The sequence below is a fragment of the Lacrimispora sp. 210928-DFI.3.58 genome (genome assembly GCF_020554865.1).
GTDB lineage: Bacteria > Bacillota > Clostridia > Lachnospirales > Lachnospiraceae > Enterocloster.
In genome coordinates this window covers 54,998-75,558 of the sequence record NZ_JAJCIC010000007.1, presented here as the reverse complement: position 1 = coordinate 75,558, position 20,561 = coordinate 54,998, and the positions used below count along the sequence as shown (strand labels likewise).

The following is a 20,561-nucleotide window of genomic DNA, read 5'->3' as shown; positions in this document are numbered from 1 at the left end:
TCCTTTCCTATATCTCGCCCTGCTTATGCCTTACCATGAACTGGATCACGGAGATCACGATCAGGATAAGGATCAGCACAACTCCGATGGCAGATGCATATCCCATATTGAACACATTAAAGCCGGACTCGTACATGTATTGGAACAGGGAGGAGTTGGACGTGCCAGGTCCCGGCAGAATGTAGGATTCATTGAACAGCTTCCACATATCCACAGTCAGGGTAACGGAACAGAAGAACAGGATGTTCTTTAAGGAAGGCAGGGTAATAAACCAGAACTGCTGAAACCCATTGGCTCCGTCCACAGTGGCTGCCTCATAGTAATCAACGGAAATATTCAACAGGCCGGACAAAAGGATCATGGTAAACCAGGGAGTGTACCTCCACACGTTCAGCATGATAACCGGGATCTTTGAATAGGTAGTGCTTGTAAGCCAGGGGATCTTGCTTCCTCCCAGAACGCTTATAAGCTCATTGAACAGGCCCACATTTTCATCAAACAGCATACGGAAGATCAGGCCCATGGCGATGGCCGCGCAGATATTTGGCAGGAAGGTGGCTGTTTTGAAAAATGCCCGCGCACTGCTGCTCTTTAAATACCTGCTGTTTAGCAGGCAGGCGATGAGCAGGGCACAGAACAGGATGAAGACGAGGCCTGTCAGCCAATAGACAACTGTATTGCCCAGGGACTCCCAGAACATATTGTCGATCATCATTTTTTTATAGTTACTGAACCCACAGAATTCCGGCGTTCCGATCCCCTTCCAGTTGGTAAGACTGATGTAAAATGTCCATATGGTGGGAACAAGCTGGAACACAAAGAACAGGATAAAAAAGGGCAGTATGAACAGATAGGGAGCCTTATACTTTTTCAGTGCCTTAAGCATGCTGTACCTCCTTCTTCATTTTCACGGAGCCGGGCGGCTCTCTCTGTTGCGATAAGCCGCCCTGACTGTTTTATTGCTATACAGGTCCTGCCGCCGGACAGGCGGCATACCAGTGTGCTGACACGTTCATATTTTGACGAACTTCCTTGTCTATTTTTCCACCGGAAGTGAACGTGCCAAAACACTAATTTACTGAATGATCTCAGCCTTTCCGATCTTTGCCTTTAAGTTCTTATCCATGTTGGCGATGGCCTGCTCCATGGTCTGATTGCCTGCAACGTAGGTCTCCAGCTCAGCGGAGATAATCTCGTCTGCCTCTGCATCCTGAGGAGTTACTACCAGATTGCTTGCGCCATTTTCCAGGCACTTTCCTTCCATCTCACGGAAGGACTGGCCGCCGTAGAAGTCAGATGGCTCCTTCCAGAACGGATCCTCTAACATTTCTGTGGAAACCGGGTTGGAGTAAGGTGCGTTCTGCTCTTCCATGGAATTTACCCATACTTCCTTTGCCTCAGTGTCAAAGGTAAAATCATACCACATCATGCGGAACAGCTCGGAGTAAGGATTATCACCCTTTTCGATGATTCCCATATACTGGGAAACAGGAGCGCCTGCCTTTCCTACGCCCTCAAACTCAGGTGCGGGCATTACTCTCCACTGGCCCTTTGTGGCCTCACAGTTTTTGCGCATGAACTCATCCCAGAATGCACCGATGCAGAAGGTTGCAACCTGCTTCTTGTTGATGGCATCGTAAAGAGCCGGCTCCATGATGGTGGTCTTTAACAGCAGGCCTTCTTGGTTCATGGTATCTAAAGCGCCCAGGGCCTTCTTGGTACCCTCGTCTGTGCCAATGATAACTTCTCCGTTCTCATCCCAGATCTTCGCACCTGCAGAAGGCATCAGGCCGCGGCGTCCCCAGTATCTCCAGGTCTTGCTGGTGGGATCAATATAGGAAAGATATACCTCTCCGTTGCTCTCCTCCTTTAGCTTGCGGCCTGCCTCGATATAGCCGTCCATCGTCTTCATCATCTCAGGATCTATGCCGTATGTATCAAAGATCTCCTGATTGTAGAACAGCACCTGAGGCCGTACAGAATCCGGCAGAGCGTAGATATGTCCGCTGATGGTAGCATCTGTGGTAGCCCCGTCTACCATCTTGTCAATGAGGGGAGTGAGATATTCTGTCTCATCCTTTAACAGCCCTGCCTTTGCAAGATCCATGATGGTGACCGGATCCAGCATTGCTGCATCCGGGAGATCCTCCGTTGCACCTGAAAGAGCAGTCATAGTGATCTTCTCTCTGATGTCTGCTGTTCCCTCTGTCTGTACAAACTCGATCTTTACCTCTGGTGCGATGTCCCTGTGGTTCTCCAGCCAGGTCTCAAACCACTGCTGCCTGTACTGCGGATTTCCCATGGCATATACAGTCAGAGTGCCTGCCGGGAATACCTGTACTTCTCCGGACTCTCCTCCCTCTGCCGGCTTTTCGCCTGCCTCTGCCTGGGCGCCCGCTGCAGATGTCCCTGCTGTCCCTCCGTTTCCGTCAGAAGCCTTTGAGCCTCCTGCACAGCCTGCAAGGCTTCCTGCCACCATGGCAACTGTAAGTGCCAGCGCAATTCCTCTTTTTTTCATGTTTATTTCCTCCTTTTTACTTTAATGTACTCTCGAAGTCTCTTTGTACTCGACCAAAGTACATTTTATCATGTTCATTTTCTACTCTCTTGCCGCTTCCACAGCTGCCTTTAAGAGCCCCATATCCTGTTCCGTTGCCAGGGTACAATCAGCTCCCAGGATAAAGCCCTTTTTCCCAAAGCTGTTGACCACGTTGTGCACCTCTGCCTTTACTGCCTCTGCAGGACCGTCTACCAGTACTCCGTGACGGTTTGGAAGACCGCCCATGATGGCTGTATTCGGGAACAGCTTTCTTCCCTCCTCCAGGGAATAGGGAGCCTCATAAACACCCCAGTTTACTACATCTGCATACTGACCGTAGTCCTTATAGCGCTCCATGTTGAGCTGGTCCTTACAGATATGTAAGAAACAGTAGCCGCCTGCATCCTTGACAGCCTTCATGATCTGCAGGTCAAAGGGCTTAATATAGGCTTCAAACTCTTCATCAGTGAAAAATCTTGTCTCTCCTCCTAAGGCTGCATAGTACACGCCGTCCACGCCCAACTCAATATAGGTCTTTGCCAGCTCGCACATCACATCAGCGATCCGCTGCATACCTGCTAACACCGTGTCCCTATCCTCATGAAGAAGTCTGCAGAGCTTCTCTCTCACTCCGTCATATGTATAGCTGGGATCCATCTTCTCTAAGGGATGGATGGAGGAAGCCGTGATCCCATGCAGAGTTCCCAGAGTGAATGCGTCCTTATCGCAGCGCTCCAGAATGCTCTTTACCAGTGCCACCTGATCCTGCATAAACTGGTCTTTCATTGACATCTCACGTACCAGGCTGTAATCAGAACCCTTGTTGATCTCGCCCATATAAGGAACCAGGTTTTCATTCATGATCTTTAAGATATCCGTGTCGGTCTCCTCAAAAAATTTGATATGAGTGTCCACGGCTGCTGCTCCATATGCCTGCTCCTTTGGAAAATGAAGGGAAAAACCGCAGGGAACTGCATCCGTTTCCCTTCCCTCAATTGCTGCGATGACTCTCTCTCTTTTTGTCATTGCCCTTTCCTCCTGTATTTTGATAATATTTGTAATATTATTACTAATCTTACCAATTTAGATTATAACATCCTCCAACATATATGTCAAATGTTTTTTGTGCATTTTTATTTTATCATTCAATTATTCGATATTTTCCTTTGTGCTAAATTGCTCATCACTTTCCGTTATTTCTATTACAATATGTTTCTTTTTGCTCAACCCGTTTCTTTTCTGTAACATCCCGCCCCCAAAAGACATATTTTATCATAACCACATGTGATGAATATGGTGGTAGAAAGGACTGGAACGATCTTGTATATCAACAATAACAGCGAAGAGTCTTTAAGGACTGAAAACGGAAATTCCAGGAATCTCCGGCTGGAAGCCGCAGAAACTTCTGCCGAAGAATCCTACTCCGGCAACAACGATGCCGGTTTTGCTCCTATTTCACCGGAAACCCCGTCCTGGGGGCCTCCCTCCGGGGACAATGATGCCGGTTTTGCCCCCATTTCACCGGAAACTCCATCCTGGGGACCTCCCTCCGGGGACAATGATGCCGGCTTTGCTCCCATTTCACCGGAAACCCCATCCTGGGGACCTCCTTCATCCGGCAGCAATAACACCGGAAGCATCACCATTTCACCGGGAACTTCCTGGTCCGGCTGCACCGGATGCGCACCCGTGATCTTTCCAACGGTTGTGATACCGGGGCAGACCGGACAGACCACCACAGGACAGAGCAACGTCCGTTTCCTCTATGCCGCCACGGGCCAGCTTCCCGTCAACATCCGTTTGGGCGGACGCACCGTGATCAACCGCCTGCAGTTTGGCAATTTCACACCCTATTACCTTGAAAATTCAGGCTACCGGACAGTCCAGGTCTTCAACTCCAGCACCGGCTTTCTTCTTTACCAGGGTTCCTTCTACTTTAACAATGGAACCGCCTACACCATTTCCATTGTGAACAATGGGTCCGGCATCTCGCTCCTGCAGCTGACTGATATGCCATGCCGCAACCAGAATTCCGCCTGTGTCCGCGCCGTGAACCTGTCCCCCAACAGCGGCCCCACAGATGTATTCCTCTCCGGCATCGGACGGGTATTCCAAAATGTCAATACCTTCGGCGTTACAAACTACCGGGCGATTCGCCAGGGCTCCTACCGGGCAGCTGTCTCGGAATCCACCAACTGCCCCGCCGGAAGCTCTATCTTCATGGCAGACACCTATGTGGAGTGCAGCAATACCAGGGTCGCACTCCTGGCCTCCTCCAATGTCACCTTTATGAACGGTGTTACCTATACCTTATATACCATTGGCCGCGCCTATCAGCTGCCTTCCGTGCAGCTTCTCTCCCTGGAAAGCGATCTGGTCTACTAGATCAGCATTTCCCGCAGCAAAGAAGCCTGCTTGCGGACTTCCCTGCCTTCGGCGGGTCGCTTTCGCGGCATTATCCCTATCCGCCGCAGGCATTGGCTCACTTAGCGAGCGTAACGGGCTTAGTGAACAAGCCCCTTTAGGGTTGCGATCCTGCCGGCCGGGCTTTTTATTACATGGGAGGCTCTGGAGGAGTTTCCCATGTAACAAAAAGGCCCCAGGGCCCTGCAGCCTGAGAATATCTCAAAAGCCGCAAGGCCCTGGGGCCCTTTTGTTTTATTTCCGTTTCAGATTTCCTTATCTACTGAGGGTATCGCTATCTCACTCCATCGCGAAAGGAGGGATTAAAAAAATAATTTTCCTGTATCTGCTGCTTCACATTCAAAATATCCTTCCGGAGCATTTCAATGGCTTTCTCCGTATCTTCCTGCTCCAGAGCCTCTATAACTGCTTTGTGATAAAAGCTGTTGGATTCCGCATTTTTATTCCAAGCCTCCTGGAAATACTGGGCCACATACTGACAGGATTTGCGCAGAGCCGTCTCGATCACACCGCAGAGATATACATTTCCTCCCAGCTGGCAGAGTTTTAAATGAAAATCCGTGTTCCTGTCCCAGTGAATGGTCACAGTCCGCACATCATTGTCCTTTGTTATGGTGTCAAGCTGCCTTAGCTCCTCCATGTCCTTTTCCGTCAGCCTGGGTGCAAGCCGCCTCAGGTTTGCTGTCTCCAGATCAATGCGCACCTCTAAGAGATCCAGGATTTCCTTTAACGAGATCTGCACCACCTGGTATCCCACTCTGGGAATACTTTTCAGCACTCCATCCTTGCAGAGCTCGATCAAGGCCTCCCTCACCGGGGATTTGCTCATGGCATAGCGCTCAATGATCTCTCCTTCATTGATAATGTCATTAGGCTTATAAAAGCCTTCTTCAACATCGCGGTATATGCCCTCTACCACTTTCTCTTTTAATGTTTTTCTTTCCTTCATCCCGCTTTCTCCCCGCTTTTCCCATGGATCATAGATCTCCATATTTGTAAACATTTTTCATTATACGAGGTTCCCGCCCATTCTTCAATCACTAATTTTTGTGAATTCCAGGTTAAAACAGTATAAAATGATTCCTCTCAAAGGCCAATATCCCCTCATCCCGCATCTTGCAGAGTTCATTTGACATGGCGCTCCTGTCCACAGAAAGGAAATCCGCCAGCTGCTGGCGGTTAAAGGGCAGGTCAAAAGCCGGACCTCCTGCCTTTAAGGACTGCTCGGAAAGATAGGACAACAGCTTTTCCCTGGTGGTACGCTGGGACATATGCTCCAGCTTCTGGGTAAGAGCCTTGTTTTTTGATGCCATGACTGTCAAGAGGTTCCGTATGAGGCGCCCATGCAGGGGACAAGCTGAGGGGCAGGCAGTCAGAATACGGCTGATATCCATGAAGAGTACCGTACTGTCCCTTACCGCCACCGCGTGATACAAGAGCTCCTCATTGCCCAGGCAGGCATAGACCTCGCCGAAGAGCTCCCCCGGAGAGATCTCATTCAGGATGCTTAAATTCCCCCAGTAGTCCTCCTTCTGGATATGGATACAGCCCTCTAACAGCAGGGCCGCACTGGAAACGCGGTCACCCCGGCGGAACACGTATTCCCCCTTCCGGTAGCCTTTTTTCACCGCTGACAGGCATTCCAGCATGGACTCTATCTCATCTTCTTTGATCCCTTTCAAAAGGCCTGACCGGTCTTTTATCTGTGAAAACTGTCCCATAGCCTTCCTTTCGTTGTAAATACAACAGATTTATTTTAAATATCATATTATAATGTGGGAGAAACGTCAAGGAGAAAACTCCTCCGTTTCCGCACTTTGCGCCGTTGCTGCCGGGAGGAGGGCTGGATGCTCCGGTTTCGGATATAAGAAGCACTAAGACACCTGTTTTTTTCTAAAAGCCAGAGCAACATCAACGCAACTCGCTACGCTCAAACAATCATTGATGTTGCTCTGAACGAAAAAACCAGCTGACTAAGTGCTTCTAATATCCTGCAAAGTCGCCCCAGCCCTCCTCCCGGCAGCCACGGCGCAAAGTGCGGAAACGGAGAGAAAAACAATTAGGAGGATAACATATATGATTCGTAGGATCATCCATATCGATGAAGAAACATGCAATGGCTGCGGAGCCTGTGCCGCCGCATGCCATGAAGGCGCCATTGGCATGATAAATGGTAAGGCCGTACTGTTAAAGGACGACTACTGTGACGGTTTAGGAGACTGCCTGCCCACCTGCCCTACCGGGGCCATCACCTTTGTGGAGCGGGAGGCAGCGGCTTATGATGAGGCAGCTGTAAAGGCCCGCCAGGCTGCAGCCGCCCATTCCGGGGCTCACACCTCATCCCAAGATGCCCCCCTTCCCTGCGGCTGCCCTGGTACGAATGTAAAGGAGATCCACCGGGCATCAGATATCTCAGCCTGTCCTGACAATACTCCGATTCCCAGCCGCCTCTCCCAGTGGCCTGTTCAGATCAAGCTGGCCCCTGTCAATGCCCCCTACTTTAAGGGTGCAAGCCTGCTGATCGCCGCTGACTGTACGGCTTATGCCTACGGTGATTTCCACAACCGTTTTATCAAGAACCGCATCACCCTGGTTGGCTGCCCAAAGCTTGACAGCGTGGACTATGCGGAAAAGCTGACTGCCATTATCCGGGAAAATGATGTAAGGAGCGTTACCATTGTCCGCATGGAGGTTCCCTGCTGCGGCGGCTTGGAGCAGGCCGCAAAGCGTGCCCTGCAGGACAGCGGGAAGTTCATTCCATGGCAGGTAGTGGTCATCTCAACAGATGGAAGGATCGTGAGCGAGTAAGCGGGCGCGCCGCCTCCTTATGACAAAAGCCACACAAACAGGCACAGAGAATCCAAAGGACTTCTGTGCCTGTATTCCTGTCAGAGCTTTCATTTTCCGGCTTCCCTGACCCGCTTTCGCCTGTTTTCACCGTTTCTGCCTGCTATGATCTGTTCCGTCTTTCCTTCACAGCTCCCGCCAAGCTTCTGCCGATACCCGGCAGCCATCCTGCGCTGCCCTCCTCCGGCAGCTACAGCTCGTACTTTCCTCTCTCAAGGAACCTTCCCAGCCCCGGCTCCACGACCTGGCCGTCCTTCACTGCCTGGGTTCCTCTCAGGAATACCCGCTCAATGCAGCCTGTGACCTTTGTTCCCTCAAAGGGCGCATAGTCTACATTCTGTATCTGGTCCGCAGCCGTGATGGTGTCGGAAACTCCGGTCCGGAGGATCACGATATCTGCATCGCTTCCCGGAGCGATCACTCCCTTTTTCGGATAAAGTCCGTAAAGCTTTGCGGGATTTTCAGAGAGAACGCGGCACATAGTCTCCTTTGAGATTCTTCCCGCATCCACGCCAAAGGTATAGAGAAGCGTTCCTCTCGTCTCCACTCCGGGCATTCCGCCTGGGATCTTCGTGAAATCGTCTTTTCCCAGCAGCTTCTGCCCTGTGGTAAAACTGCAGTGGTCTGTGGATACTGTCTGGATTGTCCCATCCTCCAGAGCTCTCCAGAGGCAGTCCTGGTCCTCCTTTTTCCTGAGGGGAGGTGCGCAGACATACTTGAGCCCCTCTGTTCCCGGAAGGCTGTAAAGGCTGTCATCCATCAAAAGATACTGAGGACAGGTCTCCGTATACACCCTCTGGCCCCGCCTTCTGGCTTCCATGATGACATCATAGCCAGCCTTGCAGGTGAGATGCACCACAACCACCGGAACATCTGCCACCTCTGCCAGGCGCAGCAGCCTGCCGATGGCCTCTGCCTCCGCAGCATCCGGCCTGGTGGCAGGATGGCTTTCCACTCCCAGCCTGCCTGCCTTCTTCGCCTCCTCCTGAAGGGCGGCGATCATGCCGCTGTTCTCACAATGGACTCCCGTGATGCCGCCCACTTCCTTTAACCGCCTCAGGATCTTAAAAATAGTCTCGTCATCCACCTGTGTATCATATGTCATATAGAGCTTAAAGGAGGTGATGCCCTGATCCATCATGTCCTGGACCTCCTCACACACAGAAGGCGTCCACTCCGTTATGGACATGTGAAAGCCGTAATCACAGGAGCATTTTCCGTCTGCCTTTTCATGCCAGTTTTTCAGTCCCTCTGCCAGGCTTTCCCCCGGATACTGGGTTCCGAAGTCAATGATGGAGGTGGTGCCTCCCCGAAGAGCTGCCTTGGTGCCCGTGGCAAAATCATCCGCCGTCACCGTCCCCGCCACATGAAGGTCAAAATGGGTGTGTGCGTCAATAAAGCCGGGGAACAGAAGGCAGCCCTCTGCATCCACTGCCACGGCCTCCTCCCCTCCCAATCGCTCCATCTCCGAAGGGGTTCCCACAGCCAGGATCTTCTCCCCTTCTATGAGCACATCTGCCGGAAAGCTTCCGCTTCCTGTCACTACTGTTCCGCCTTTTATAATCTGTCTCATAAGCTGCTGCCTCCTGCCGCTTTTCTTAATCGGCTTTTCTAATCGATCTATTATTTCTTCTTTTCACAGTAAGCCTTCCTGCGCCCAGCGGACGGACGCGCCTCCGCACCGCAAAAGTCTGGTGGGCGCATTGGGCATTCCTGAATTTAGGGCCGCTTTGCAGCGGCGGATTTCTTGCAGTAAGGTGTATTCCGGATCGGCAGCTCTGTCTCAAACTCACCGCTCCATTTATAATAAGCACCTGTCACTGCGGGAGCCGTTGGGATCGAGGTGATCTCACCGATACCGATGGCTCCAAAGGCCACATCCACACCAGGCTTCTCGATGATAATGCTCTCCACCTCCGGCGCTTTGTCTGCCCGGAACAGGCCCAGAGTACCGTACTTAGCGGTGGGCGCACAGTGATCCAGCGGATACTGCTCTGTCAGTGCATAGCCGCAGCCCATGACAACGCCGCCTTCGATCTGTCCCTCTACGCTCTTTACGTTGACCGCCTTGCCCACATCATGGGCAGCCACCATCTTCTTGATGGTCCCATCCTCGTTCAGGACGCATACCTGGGTGGCATATCCATAAGCCACATGGGATACGGGATAATCCACATCTGCTCCCATTTTGTCTGTCTGGGCCAGATACTCTCCATAGAATTCCTGTCCATTTAAGAGTGCCAGCTCCTCTCCCTCAAAGAGAACGGCAGCTGTTTTCTCGGACTCCTTCTCGATGATCACATTGGAAAGATAGCCGCTGGGCATGGACTCTGCCTCATACACCTGTCCTGTGGCCTCAAACAATGCCTTTCTGAGGGCCTTTGAAGCCCTTCTGCCGGCCTCACCTGTCACCAGTGTCTGGCGGGAACCGGAGGTGGTGCCGGAATCCGGAGCCATGGCAGTATTTGGATTGTGGTACACAAGGACGTCGCAGGGAAGTCCTGCTCCCTCTGCCACCATCTGTACCAGCACGGTTCCGATGCCCTGGCCGATACAGGAGGCGCCTGCATGGATATGTACCTTACCGTCCTCCACGATCAGACGGACACGGCCTGTATCAGGAATGCCAACGCCAACGCCTGCATTCTTCATGGCACAGCCGATTCCGGCATACTTTTCGCTGTAGAACACATCCTTTACGGCCTCCAGGGTCTCTGCAAGGCCTGTGGACGGGTCTGCCTTCTGACCGTTGGGGAGCACCTGCCCCGGACGGATGGCATTGCGCCAGCGGATCTCCCAGGGATCAAGGCCGGCCATTTCTGCCAACAGATTGATATTCATCTCTGTGGCAAAGCAGGTCTGGGTCACGCCGAAGCCGCGGAAGGCTCCTGCCGGAGGATTGTTTGTATATACTGCAGTGCCGTCAATATCAATGACCTGATAGTTGTAAGGCCCTGCCGCATGGGTACATGCTCTCTGGAGCACAGGTCCTCCTAAGGAGGCATAGGCTCCCGTATCGGATACCACCACAGCCTTCATGGCTGTCAGATAGCCATTCTCATCACAGGCTGTTGTCATGTCAATGCTCATGGGATGGCGCTTCGGATGGATCAGGATACTCTCCTTTCTCGTGAGCTTTACCTTTACCACTCTCTTTGTAATGTAGGCGATGAGGGCTGCCTGGTGCTGCACCGTTACATCCTCCTTGCCGCCAAAGCCGCCGCCTACCAGCATATTTTCCACGATCACCTTTTCCGGCGGAAGTCCCAGAAGGATGGATGTCTCATGGCGTGTATCATAGGTACCCTGGTCTGTAGAGTAGATAAATACCCCGTCCTCAAACGGCATTGCCACTGCGCATTCAGGCTCCAGGAATGCATGCTCTGTCCAGGGCGTCTCATAGTGCCTTGTCACTTTATATTTGGACTTTGCGATCACCTCGTCCGCATTTCCTCTTACCAGGTGCTCATGGCTTAAGATATTACCTGTCTCATGGACCAGGGGAGCCCCCTCCGCCAGAGCCTCTGCCGGGCAGGTCACAGGCGTCAGCACCTCGTACTCTACCTCCACCAGGGCCTTTGCCTGCTCCAGGATCTCCGGAGTCTCTGCCGCTACGATGCAGATGGCATCTCCTAAGTATCTGGTGGTGTCTCCCACTGCGATCATGGTATCCCAGTCCTGCTTTAAATGGCCCACCTTATTCTTGCCCGGAATGTCATCTGCCGTCAGCACACATACCACTCCCGGCAAAGCCTTTGCCTTCTCTGTGCGGATGGCCTTTACAATGGCTCTCGGATGTGCGGAGCGCACAGCGCTTCCATAGATCAGCCCCGGAAAATCCAGCTTATCCAGGTCATCTGCATATTTTCCGGTCCCCAGCACCTTATCCCTTGCATCCACACGGTGGAACCGGCTTCCTACTTTGATGCGTGTCTCCTGCTCTTCCGGTGAAAGATCCTCTCTCAGCATCTCCGCTGCCAGAATGATACCGTCGATGATCTTCTTGTATCCGGTACAGCGGCAGTAGTTGTTCCTGATAGCAAAGGCTGCCTCCACTCTGGAGGGATTGGGGTTCACATCGATCAGTCCCTTTGCACACATCACCATGCCGGGAATGCAGAAGCCGCACTGCACAGCTCCCGCCTCCCCAAAGGCATATGCATACACTTCCTTCTCCCGTTCACTTAAGCCCTCCACTGTCAGGATATGCTTTCCCTCCAAGCGGCCGATCTTCTGGACACAGGACTTTGTCGCCTTTCCGTCGATCAGGACCGTACATGTTCCGCAGGCTCCCTCGGAGCAGCCATCCTTGACGGATTTCAGACGCAGATCATTTCTGAGTACGTCCATTAATTTGCGGTCAGCATCTGCCTCGATCTCCTGACCGTTGATCCATAGCTTACAATAAGAGCTCATAACTCCCCTCCACTTCTATCCCATTTTCCCGTATCAGGGACTCCAGTCCCTGCCTCTCCTCTGCCGGAGCACTCCACGCCATGCCGCATCCGGCGCTTATCTGCCTGGGCACAGGGATCAGGCGGCCCTGTGCGCCTGTCTTTCTGGCACACTGCTCCATCATCATAGCCATTGTGGTTGTATGGAAGGTAAATACCACCCTCCTCGTCTTTTCCCTTGCCATGAGGGACACCTCCTGTATCCTGCACTCCGTCATTTATAAGTTTTGCTAATTATATTTTATCATGATCAATTCTAAAAAGCGATATTCTCATTCAAAAATAACGTTACTTTTTTAACAAATAATGGATAAACATACCCGGAAGGAAAACCTTCCTTCCGAGCATGCAGGTTTTGTTTTCTATTATGTTACAGCATGTAGCTGTAGTCCCTGATCACAGTGGCAATGATCTTCTGGATGCCCTCCGGGATCTCAGGAGCCTCTGCGCCTACGGTGTAATACCTCAGCTTGTCAAAGAGTCTCACCCTGCAGAAGCCGCGCTCTGCATTCAGGACAGTAAAGCCCTGGTTGGTGCTGTTCATCATATCATCCTCATTTGCAAATAAGGTGAATTTGTCAAGATAAGGAGCGCTGTCCCATGGGCAGAAGCTGCGGCAGTTACCGCACTCATTACACATGTAATCCACATGGATGATCTGGTGTTTCTCCATGCCAGGTACCACCAGGGCAATGTTGGCCCTGTTGGGGCATACCTCTACGCAGTTCTCGCAGTAGCTGCTGCAGGAAAGGCAGCGCTTGCTGTCCACCTGATCCTTATCCTCCTCGCAGAGATTTCCCTTCCGTCCGTAGATGGTATCTGCATCTGACAGGCTGAAGATCTTGTCGGCCAGGCTCTTTCCGATGATGGCCTCTGCTGCCTTCTTGCCGTCGCGGATTCCCTCTACCACTGTAGCAGGTCCGAAGAGTCCGTCTCCCACTGCGTATACGCCGCTCACAGAGGTCTCCAGCGTATCCTGGTTCACCTGAGGACGTCTTCTGCTGTCGAGAGCAATGCCGCCAGCCTCGTAGAAGCTGCCGGGAACCTTCTCGCCCACTGCCGCGATCACAGTGTCAGCAGGTACATTTACGATCTCATCTGTTTCCACAACGCCGCGGCGGCCGCTTTCATCCATATCGCCCAGCACCATTTTCTTACATACCAGAACACCGTTCTCCAGCTTTACAGGAGCTAAAAGCTCTGCAAACTCCACGCCGTCCTCTAAGGCCATTACCAGCTCTTCCTCGTCCGCCGGCATATATCTTCTGGTCCTTCTGTATACAAGGGATACCTTCTCCACGCCCTTATTGCGCTTTGCAGCCCTTGCTGTATCCATAGCGGTATTTCCGCCGCCGATCACTACCACGTTCCTGCCTAAGTCCACATTTCCGTCTGTGGCCTTGAACTGTGCCAAAAATTCCAGGGCATTGACGGTCTCTCCTGCCTCCAGCTTAAGGACTCCCTGCTCATAGGCGCCCACTGCCAGGACAATGTAGTCATAGTCCGCCTTTAACTCCTCCACAGAGTTTACCTTATGGTTATTTACCATCTCCACGCCCATGGCTGCCACGATCTTTACATCCTTATCAATGGCCTCATGGGAGATACGGAAGCCTGGGATCACGTTGCGCACAACGCCGCCCATGCGAGCTTCCTTCTCAAACAGAGTCACCTTCATACCGCCCTTTGCCAGGAAGTAAGCTGCTGCCAGGCCAGCGGGACCGCCGCCTACTACGGCTGCCTTTTTGTCTGAGATCACCTCAGGAGCCTTTAATCCGGCCATCACTTCCTCAAAGCCGCCCTCTGCTGCCTCCAGCTTTGTCCTGCGGATGTTCACAGAGGTCTCATAGAAGTTTCTGGTGCACTTACTCATGCAGTTATGAGCACAGATGGTTCCTGTGATAAATGGAAGAGGATTCTTGTTCAGGATGACCTCCAGAGCCTCCCTGTGCTTTCCTGCTCCCTCCAGCTTTAAGTAGCTGGTGATATCCTGGTGGATGGGGCAGCCCTCCTCACATGGAGCGATAAAGCAGTCTGTCAGCGGAACTGGTTTTTTAACCTTTCTGGAGGGCAGGGGCTTTACAGCCTTAACATGGTGCTTATCTGTCTTCACAGCCTCAACCAGCTTCTCCACCTTTGCTGCGTCCACTCCCGCAAAGGCAGCAGCCTCCTTCTTTGCAAAGATGTGTCCGATCTGCTCTAATCTCTGGTAGCCGCCCGGCTTTAACATAGTGGTTGCCATGGTAACAGGCCAGATGCCTGCATCTACGATATCTTCAATATTAAAGTAATCTGCGCCGCCGGAATAGGAGATGCGCAGCTTTCCGCCGAAATCCTTAGACAGCTTTAAAGCAACGGACATGGACAGGGGGTATAAGGACTTTCCTGACATGTACATTTCCTCGCTGGGAAGCTCATGCTGCTTGACATCTACCGGGAACGTATTGGTGATCTTTACGCCAAACTCCAGCCCCTTCTCATCAGCCAGGGCCTGAAGGCGCTCCAGCATGGGAACGGCATCGCTGTACTGAAGGTCATCCTTAAAGTGGAAGTCGCCGAAGGCCACATAGTCATAGCCCATATCATCCATCAGCTTCCTTGCATACTCGTAGCCCAGAAGAGTTGGGTTGCACTTAATAAAGGTATGTACCTTCTTTTCCTCGATCAGGTATCTTGCAATGCGCTCGATCTCCTGTGGAGGACATCCGTGAAGGGTGGAAAGAGTGGCGCAGTTGCACACTGCCGGAGAAATCCCTTCCACATCCTCCTTTGTTACATTTTTAAAGCTTCCGATATTGTCAAGAAGCCACTGTCTGCACTCCTTAAAGATCAAAGCGTCGGAGGCATCCTTCATTCCCTCGATAAAGCGGTCGATCTTTTCTGTCTTGATGCCGTCTAAGTCATAGCCAACAGACATATTGAACTGGAAACCGTCCATATCGCCCAGGCCGTATTCCTTTGCGATCACCTTGCAGGCAAACCATGCCTTGATATACTCGTCATAAGCCTGAGGCACGTAAAGCTCTGTGGACCACTCACAGTTGTAGCACTCGTCATCGGCCTTGATACAGGGCTTTGACACCGGAAGATCCTCGCCGTCCAGCTTCTGTACGGTCTTCAGCTCAAAGAAACGGCTGCCTGCCACATAGGATGCCACAATGTTCTGGGCCAGCTGCGTGTGCGGACCTGCTGCCGGGCCAAAAGGCGTCTCCAGCTTCCGGCCAAAGATCTCATAATTCTTTGCCTTATCTGCCACAAAGGGCCTCTTTACGCCAAAGATGGCTCCCTTTTCATGCTCCTTTAAGATCCAGTTCATTAAATTTCCAAATGGGATAGGTGTCATAATGTCGCTCATATCTTTTCTTCCTCCAATCTTCCTATTATAATTGCCATTAACCGTTAATGGAATCAGCCAGCTTCTTTGCTTCGCTTCTCACCTCGTAAAGGACCTTCTCCTCGTCGATTCCGATGAGCTCCCTGTCCTTCATAAGAACCTTGCCGTTGCATACAGTGGTGACCACACTTCTGCCTGTCATGCCGAACAGGATATGGCTGTTTACATTGCCTGCATGCATAGGCGTTCTCGGCACATAATCAGCCACGATCACGTCTGCTACAGCGCCTTCCTTTAATACGCCCAGCTGCTTCTTAAAGTAGCGGTTCGCGATCTTCGCATTCCCCTCAAAAAGCATCTGCGGAACCTCGCCCCAGGCCGCATTTGCATCGCAGAGGTGGTGCTTGTGGAGTACATTCGCTACCTTATAAGATTCCAGCACATCCTGGGTATAGCCGTCTGTGCCCAGTCCCGTAAGAATGCCCCTGTGGACGATCTCCATGGTTGGCGGGCAGCCGCAGGCATTGCCCATATTGGACTCCGGGTTGTGGACTACCATGGTGTCCGTATCCTTGATGAGCTCCATCTCATGAGGATTCACATAGATGCAGTGGGCCAGGAGGGTCTTCTCTCCTAAGATATTGCAGTCCATCAGGCGGTCCACAATGCGTTTTCCATGCTTCTTTAAGCAGTCATGCAGATCCTCAATGCCTTCTGCCACATGGATGTGGTAGCCAACCTCCGATGGTTTATTGGCAGCTGCCAGGGCCATGGTCTCATCGGAAATGGTGAACTGGGCATGCATACCCATCATTCCTGCGATCATATCAGAATCATCTGCCAGTGCATGCCTGATCCAGGCTGCATTTTCCATTACTGCTTCCTTTGCCTTATCCATGCCGTCCCTGTCGGAGATCTCATAGCACAGGCAGGTCCTTACGCCGAATTCCTTTGCCGCGTCCTCAATGGCAAATAAGCTGTCCTTGATCTGTCCAAAGCTGGCATGATGGTCAAATACAGTGGTAACGCCGTTCTTGATCGAATCAATATAGGTAACTCTGGCGCTCTGGCGTGTCTGCTCATTTGTCAGATGGCGGTCAATAGTCCACCACATGCCGTCTAAGATGTCAAGGAAGCCCTTTGGGTCGTATCCGTTGATGCTAAGGCCTCTTGCCATGGCACTGTAGATGTGCTCGTGGGTATTAATGAAGGCCGGCATGATCACGCCTCCCCTGGCATCGATGTACTCGGCCTCAGGAAATTCCTTTTTGATCTCCTCCAGAGTTCCCACCTTCTTCACTGCTGTCCCGTCAATAGCTACTGCGCCGTTCTCAAAAAATGGCTGCTCCGCATCTCTCGTCACAAGACGCCCGTTCCCGATAATTAACATAACCTTTCTCCTTTACTTACTTTTCTTTTTCTTTTCAAACTACTCCTCATACCCCTATACTAGCACCTTCATACCCCATTTGCAAGCACAAAATACAAAAATTTTTAGTTGTCCAAAATTTTTTTGTAAAAACCTCTTGCAATTCCATATTTTTGTGCTATGATGGAATCATAAACAACACGACAGCAATTTGCAGAAAGGTTGTTGTACAAAGTCACTATAAAGAAGCTTCATCAAACGAGTCCGATAAAAGGAGGCAGCGCAATGTCCTACACACTTGATTTATTGAAACAGCTTGCCGACGGCCTTGCGAAACAGTTCGGACCAGACTGCGAGATCGTTATCCACGATTTAAAGAGGAATGACCTGGAACACTCCGTTGTACATATTAATAACGGCCATGTCACGAACCGCCATGAAGGGGATGGACCTTCCAAAGTAGTCTTGGAAACCCTGAGCAAGGACCCGGCTTCCTTAAAAGACCATCTGGGGTATCTCACACGTACCTCCGGAGGCAAGATCTTAAAATCCAGCACCATTTACATCCGCAATGAGGAAGGCAACGCCATTGATTACCTGCTTTCCATCAACTACGACATCACAGGCCTTATGACTGTAGACCGTTCCATCAAGGCGCTGATCGACACAGAGCCTCAGCAAGACGCAAGACAGCAGCCTGAACCGATCGTACACAATGTCAATGACCTGCTGGACACTCTGATCGAGCAATCCGTAGCCCTGGTCGGAAAGCCGGCCGCGTTGATGAATAAAGAAGAAAAGGTCACTGCCATCCAATTCTTAAACGATGCAGGCGCCTTCCTTATCACAAAGTCAGGCGATAAGGTTTCCAAATATTTTGGGATCTCCAAATTCACTTTGTACAGCTACATTGATGTGAACAGCCGCAAATCGTCAGAAGACAAAAAGTAAATTAGAAAAGGTGCATTTATAAAGGAGGATGAATGATCATGAATCAGAAGATTCAGTGGGCAGTGAACCATATGCCCAAAACCGATGACAAGAACCTGCCAGTCATGGGTCTTGATGAGATCGGAAAGGCCCGTACCTTCCATGAAAGCTTTCCGCAGTACAGCAAGACACCGCTCACAAAGCTTTCAGAGATGGCAAACTACCTGGGCGTAAAGGAAGTCTATATCAAGGATGAGTCCTACCGCTTCGGCCTCAACGCCTTCAAGGTATTAGGCGGCTCCTTCGCAATGGCCCGCTACATTGCAAAGGAAACAGGAAAGGATGTTTCAGAGCTTCCTTACTCCGTCCTGACCTCAGATAAATTAAGAGAGGAATTCGGTCAGGCCACATTCTTCACTGCCACAGACGGCAACCACGGAAGAGGCGTTGCATGGGCAGCAAACCGTTTAGGACAGAAGGCAGTTGTACATATGCCAAAGGGCTCCACACAGACACGTCTCCAGAACATTGCAAAGGAAGGCGCACAGGTAGATATCCAGGAGATGAACTACGATGACTGTGTACGTCTGGCTGCAAAGGAAGCGGACGAGACAGAGAGAGGCGTTATCGTACAGGATACTGCATGGGACGGCTACGAGGAGATACCGGCCTGGATCATGCAGGGCTACGGCACCATGGCAATGGAGGCCGGCGAGCAGTTAAAGGAATATGGCTGCGAGCGTCCAACTCACATCTTCGTTCAGGCAGGCGTTGGTTCCCTGGCTGGCGCAGTGGTAGGCTACTTCTCCAACCTCTACGCTGACAATCCTCCTACCTTTGTAGTAGTGGAAGCAGAAGCTGCCGCATGTCTCTACAAGGGCGCTGCTGCCGGAGACGGCGACATCCGCATCGTAGACGGCGACATGGAAACCATCATGGCCGGTCTTGCCTGCGGCGAGCCAAACACCATTTCCTGGGATATCTTAAAGAACCATGTAAAGGTATTCATCGCTGCTCCTGACTGGGTAGCTGCAAACGGTATGCGTATGTTAGCTGCTCCCATCAAGGGCGATGCACCTGTTACCTCCGGTGAGTCCGGAGCCGCACCGTTCGGCGCGCTGGCTGCCATGATGACCATGGATGAGTACAAGGATCTTAGGGATGACATCGGCCTTGACGAGTCTTCCAGAGTTCTGCTCTTCTCCACTGAGGGAGACACTGACCCGGACCGCTACAAGAACATTGTATGGAAGGGCCTTGACAAGTAAATTCATATTACAAATTTAATATATAGAAGGAAAGGGATATAGAAATGAATCTGGATTACGCAAAAATCAAAGAAGCTGCACAGAATTATGAGAAAGATATGACAAAGTTCCTGCGCGAGATCGTAAAGAACCCAGGCGAGAGCTGCGATGAGAAGGCACACATTGACCGCATTGCAGAAGAGATGAAAAAGCTGGAATTCGACAAGGTAGAGATCGACCCAATGGGCAACGTGTTAGGTTACATGGGCACAGGAAAAACTCTGATCGGCTTTGATGCACACATCGATACCGTAGGTATCGGCAATAAGGCCAACTGGAACTTTGATCCATACGAGGGCTATGAGACTGAGACTGAGATCGGCGGCCGCGGCGTGTCTGACCAGTGCGGCGGTATCGTATCTGCTGTTTACGGAGCAAGGATCATGAAGGATCTGGGCCTGCTTTCCGACAAGTACACGGTTCTGGTAGTTGGCACTGTACAGGAAGAGGACTGCGACGGCCTCTGCTGGCAGTACATCATCAACGAGGATAAGGTACGTCCTGAGTTCGTAGTATCCACAGAGCCTACAGACGGCGGCATCTACCGCGGCCAGAGAGGACGTATGGAGATCCGCATTGACGTGAAGGGCGTTTCCTGCCACGGCTCTGCTCCGGAGCGCGGCGACAACGCAATCTACAAGATGGCTGACATTCTCCAGGATGTAAGAGCATTAAATGAAAATGACGCTGCTGACGACAAGGAAGTAAAGGGCCTTGTAAAGATGCTGGATGCAAAATACAACAAGGAATGGGAAGAGGCAAACTTCTTAGGCCGCGGCACTGTTACCGTATCCGAGATCTTCTTCACCTCCCCAAGCCGCTGTGCAGTTGCTGACTCCTGCGCAGTATCCCTTGACCGCCGTATGACAGCAGGCGAGACCTGGGAAAGCTGCTTAGATGAGATCCGTGCTCTTCCGGCAGTGAAAAAGTACGGCGATGATGTCACCGTTTCCATGTACGAGTACTCCCGTCCATCCTATAAGGGCCTGGTATATCCGATCGAGTGCTACTTCCCAACATGGGTTATCCCGAAGGATCACGATGTAACAAAGGCCCTGGAGGAAGCTTACACCAATCTGTACGGCGATGCACGTATCGGCGCAGAGGAGACTCTGGCTATGAGAACTGCAAGACCTCTGACCGACAAGTGGACCTTCTCCACCAACGGCGTATCCATCATGGGCCGCAACGGCATCCCATGCATCGGCTTTGGCCCAGGCGCCGAGGCTCAGGCTCACGCTCCAAACGAGAAGACCTGGAAGCAGGATCTTGTTACCTGTGCGGCTGTTTATGCAGCACTTCCAACTGTTTACTGCAAGTAATCGGTCTTATACAAAACATGTATCAAAAGCCCGGC

15 protein-coding genes are annotated in these 20,561 nt (G+C 51.5%); 5 read left to right on the top strand and 10 right to left on the bottom strand.

Features of this window, described 5'->3' with window-relative positions:
* Nucleotides 1–7: 7 nt before the first annotated feature.
* From LIZ87_RS06575 to LIZ87_RS06565, 3 genes are all read right to left on the bottom strand, one after another.
* Nucleotides 8–886, bottom strand: a complete 879-nt coding sequence (locus LIZ87_RS06575; protein WP_178313157.1) for a carbohydrate ABC transporter permease — start codon at nt 884–886, stop codon at nt 8–10.
* Between the two features lie 189 nt (nt 887–1,075).
* Entirely contained in the window at nt 1,076–2,518 is a 1,443-nt protein-coding gene (locus LIZ87_RS06570; protein WP_227145926.1) for an ABC transporter substrate-binding protein, read from the bottom strand.
* Nucleotides 2,519–2,599: 81 nt separating this feature from the next.
* Nucleotides 2,600–3,565: a uroporphyrinogen decarboxylase family protein gene (locus tag LIZ87_RS06565; protein ID WP_178317217.1), complete on the bottom strand. Its 966-nt coding sequence runs from the start codon at nt 3,563–3,565 to the stop codon at nt 2,600–2,602.
* Between the two features lie 261 nt (nt 3,566–3,826).
* On the opposite strand from LIZ87_RS06565, the gene LIZ87_RS06560 reads away from it, so the two are divergent.
* A complete protein-coding gene (locus LIZ87_RS06560) occupies nt 3,827–4,924 on the top strand; it encodes a DUF4397 domain-containing protein (RefSeq protein WP_227145924.1) in 1,098 nt (365 codons plus the stop codon).
* A gap of 313 nt (nt 4,925–5,237) precedes the next feature.
* Here the strand turns inward: LIZ87_RS06560 and LIZ87_RS06555 are convergent, their stop codons facing one another.
* Entirely contained in the window at nt 5,238–5,966 is a 729-nt protein-coding gene (locus LIZ87_RS06555; RefSeq protein WP_227145922.1) for a GntR family transcriptional regulator, read from the bottom strand.
* Between the two features lie 58 nt (nt 5,967–6,024).
* Nucleotides 6,025–6,684: a Crp/Fnr family transcriptional regulator gene (locus tag LIZ87_RS06550; protein WP_227145920.1), complete on the bottom strand. Its 660-nt coding sequence runs from the start codon at nt 6,682–6,684 to the stop codon at nt 6,025–6,027.
* A 355-nt stretch (nt 6,685–7,039) separates the two neighbouring features.
* On the opposite strand from LIZ87_RS06550, the gene LIZ87_RS06545 reads away from it, so the two are divergent.
* Nucleotides 7,040–7,771, top strand: a complete 732-nt coding sequence (locus LIZ87_RS06545) for an ATP-binding protein (RefSeq protein ID WP_227145918.1) — start codon at nt 7,040–7,042, stop codon at nt 7,769–7,771.
* A gap of 229 nt (nt 7,772–8,000) precedes the next feature.
* On the opposite strand, the gene hydA is transcribed toward LIZ87_RS06545, so the two are convergent.
* The 5 genes from hydA to ssnA form a co-directional block, all read right to left on the bottom strand.
* A complete protein-coding gene (gene hydA / locus LIZ87_RS06540; RefSeq protein WP_227145916.1) occupies nt 8,001–9,383 on the bottom strand; it encodes a dihydropyrimidinase in 1,383 nt (460 codons plus the stop codon).
* A 146-nt stretch (nt 9,384–9,529) separates the two neighbouring features.
* Nucleotides 9,530–12,226: a selenium-dependent xanthine dehydrogenase gene (gene xdh, locus LIZ87_RS06535; RefSeq protein ID WP_227145914.1), complete on the bottom strand. Its 2,697-nt coding sequence runs from the start codon at nt 12,224–12,226 to the stop codon at nt 9,530–9,532.
* On the bottom strand, nt 12,210–12,449 hold the full coding sequence (locus LIZ87_RS06530; RefSeq protein WP_178315450.1) for a DUF3343 domain-containing protein: 240 nt from the start codon (nt 12,447–12,449) through the stop codon (nt 12,210–12,212). Before LIZ87_RS06530 ends, xdh begins: the two co-directional genes overlap by 17 nt.
* 185 nt (nt 12,450–12,634) lie before the next feature.
* On the bottom strand, nt 12,635–15,619 hold the full coding sequence (ygfK, locus tag LIZ87_RS06525) for a putative selenate reductase subunit YgfK (protein WP_227145912.1): 2,985 nt from the start codon (nt 15,617–15,619) through the stop codon (nt 12,635–12,637).
* 37 nt (nt 15,620–15,656) lie between these two features.
* On the bottom strand, nt 15,657–16,988 hold the full coding sequence (gene ssnA / locus LIZ87_RS06520; protein ID WP_227145910.1) for a putative aminohydrolase SsnA: 1,332 nt from the start codon (nt 16,986–16,988) through the stop codon (nt 15,657–15,659).
* A 264-nt stretch (nt 16,989–17,252) separates the two neighbouring features.
* Here ssnA and LIZ87_RS06515 point away from each other — a divergent pair, with 264 nt between their 5' ends.
* From LIZ87_RS06515 to LIZ87_RS06505, 3 genes are read left to right on the top strand one after another with little or no spacing between them, the layout of a single operon-like run.
* Nucleotides 17,253–17,918, top strand: coding sequence for a helix-turn-helix transcriptional regulator (locus LIZ87_RS06515; protein WP_178316150.1), 666 nt, complete (start codon nt 17,253–17,255; stop codon nt 17,916–17,918).
* 38 nt (nt 17,919–17,956) lie between these two features.
* The gene (gene dpaL / locus LIZ87_RS06510; protein WP_227145908.1) at nt 17,957–19,165 is read left to right on the top strand and encodes a diaminopropionate ammonia-lyase; all 1,209 of its coding nucleotides are present in this window, start codon (nt 17,957–17,959) and stop codon (nt 19,163–19,165) included.
* A gap of 44 nt (nt 19,166–19,209) precedes the next feature.
* Nucleotides 19,210–20,526: a YgeY family selenium metabolism-linked hydrolase gene (locus tag LIZ87_RS06505; RefSeq protein WP_227145906.1), complete on the top strand. Its 1,317-nt coding sequence runs from the start codon at nt 19,210–19,212 to the stop codon at nt 20,524–20,526.
* Nucleotides 20,527–20,561 lie beyond the last annotated feature (35 nt).

Bases quoted from the DNA above. Each gene is read 5' to 3' on its own strand.
- LIZ87_RS06575 (WP_178313157.1), bottom strand. From the start codon at position 886: ATGCTTAAGGCACTGAAAAAGTATAAGGCTCCCTATCTGTTCATACTG.
- LIZ87_RS06570 (WP_227145926.1), bottom strand. From the start codon at position 2,518: ATGAAAAAAAGAGGAATTGCGCTGGCACTTACAGTTGCCATGGTGGCA.
- LIZ87_RS06565 (WP_178317217.1), bottom strand. From the start codon at position 3,565: ATGACAAAAAGAGAGAGAGTCATCGCAGCAATTGAGGGAAGGGAAACG.
- LIZ87_RS06560 (WP_227145924.1), top strand. From the start codon at position 3,827: ATGAATATGGTGGTAGAAAGGACTGGAACGATCTTGTATATCAACAAT.
- LIZ87_RS06555 (WP_227145922.1), bottom strand. From the start codon at position 5,966: ATGTTTACAAATATGGAGATCTATGATCCATGGGAAAAGCGGGGAGAA.
- LIZ87_RS06550 (WP_227145920.1), bottom strand. From the start codon at position 6,684: ATGGGACAGTTTTCACAGATAAAAGACCGGTCAGGCCTTTTGAAAGGG.
- LIZ87_RS06545 (WP_227145918.1), top strand. From the start codon at position 7,040: ATGATTCGTAGGATCATCCATATCGATGAAGAAACATGCAATGGCTGC.
- hydA (WP_227145916.1), bottom strand. From the start codon at position 9,383: ATGAGACAGATTATAAAAGGCGGAACAGTAGTGACAGGAAGCGGAAGC.
- xdh (WP_227145914.1), bottom strand. From the start codon at position 12,226: ATGAGCTCTTATTGTAAGCTATGGATCAACGGTCAGGAGATCGAGGCA.
- LIZ87_RS06530 (WP_178315450.1), bottom strand. From the start codon at position 12,449: ATGGCAAGGGAAAAGACGAGGAGGGTGGTATTTACCTTCCATACAACC.
- ygfK (WP_227145912.1), bottom strand. From the start codon at position 15,619: ATGAGCGACATTATGACACCTATCCCATTTGGAAATTTAATGAACTGG.
- ssnA (WP_227145910.1), bottom strand. From the start codon at position 16,988: ATGTTAATTATCGGGAACGGGCGTCTTGTGACGAGAGATGCGGAGCAG.
- LIZ87_RS06515 (WP_178316150.1), top strand. From the start codon at position 17,253: ATGTCCTACACACTTGATTTATTGAAACAGCTTGCCGACGGCCTTGCG.
- dpaL (WP_227145908.1), top strand. From the start codon at position 17,957: ATGAATCAGAAGATTCAGTGGGCAGTGAACCATATGCCCAAAACCGAT.
- LIZ87_RS06505 (WP_227145906.1), top strand. From the start codon at position 19,210: ATGAATCTGGATTACGCAAAAATCAAAGAAGCTGCACAGAATTATGAG.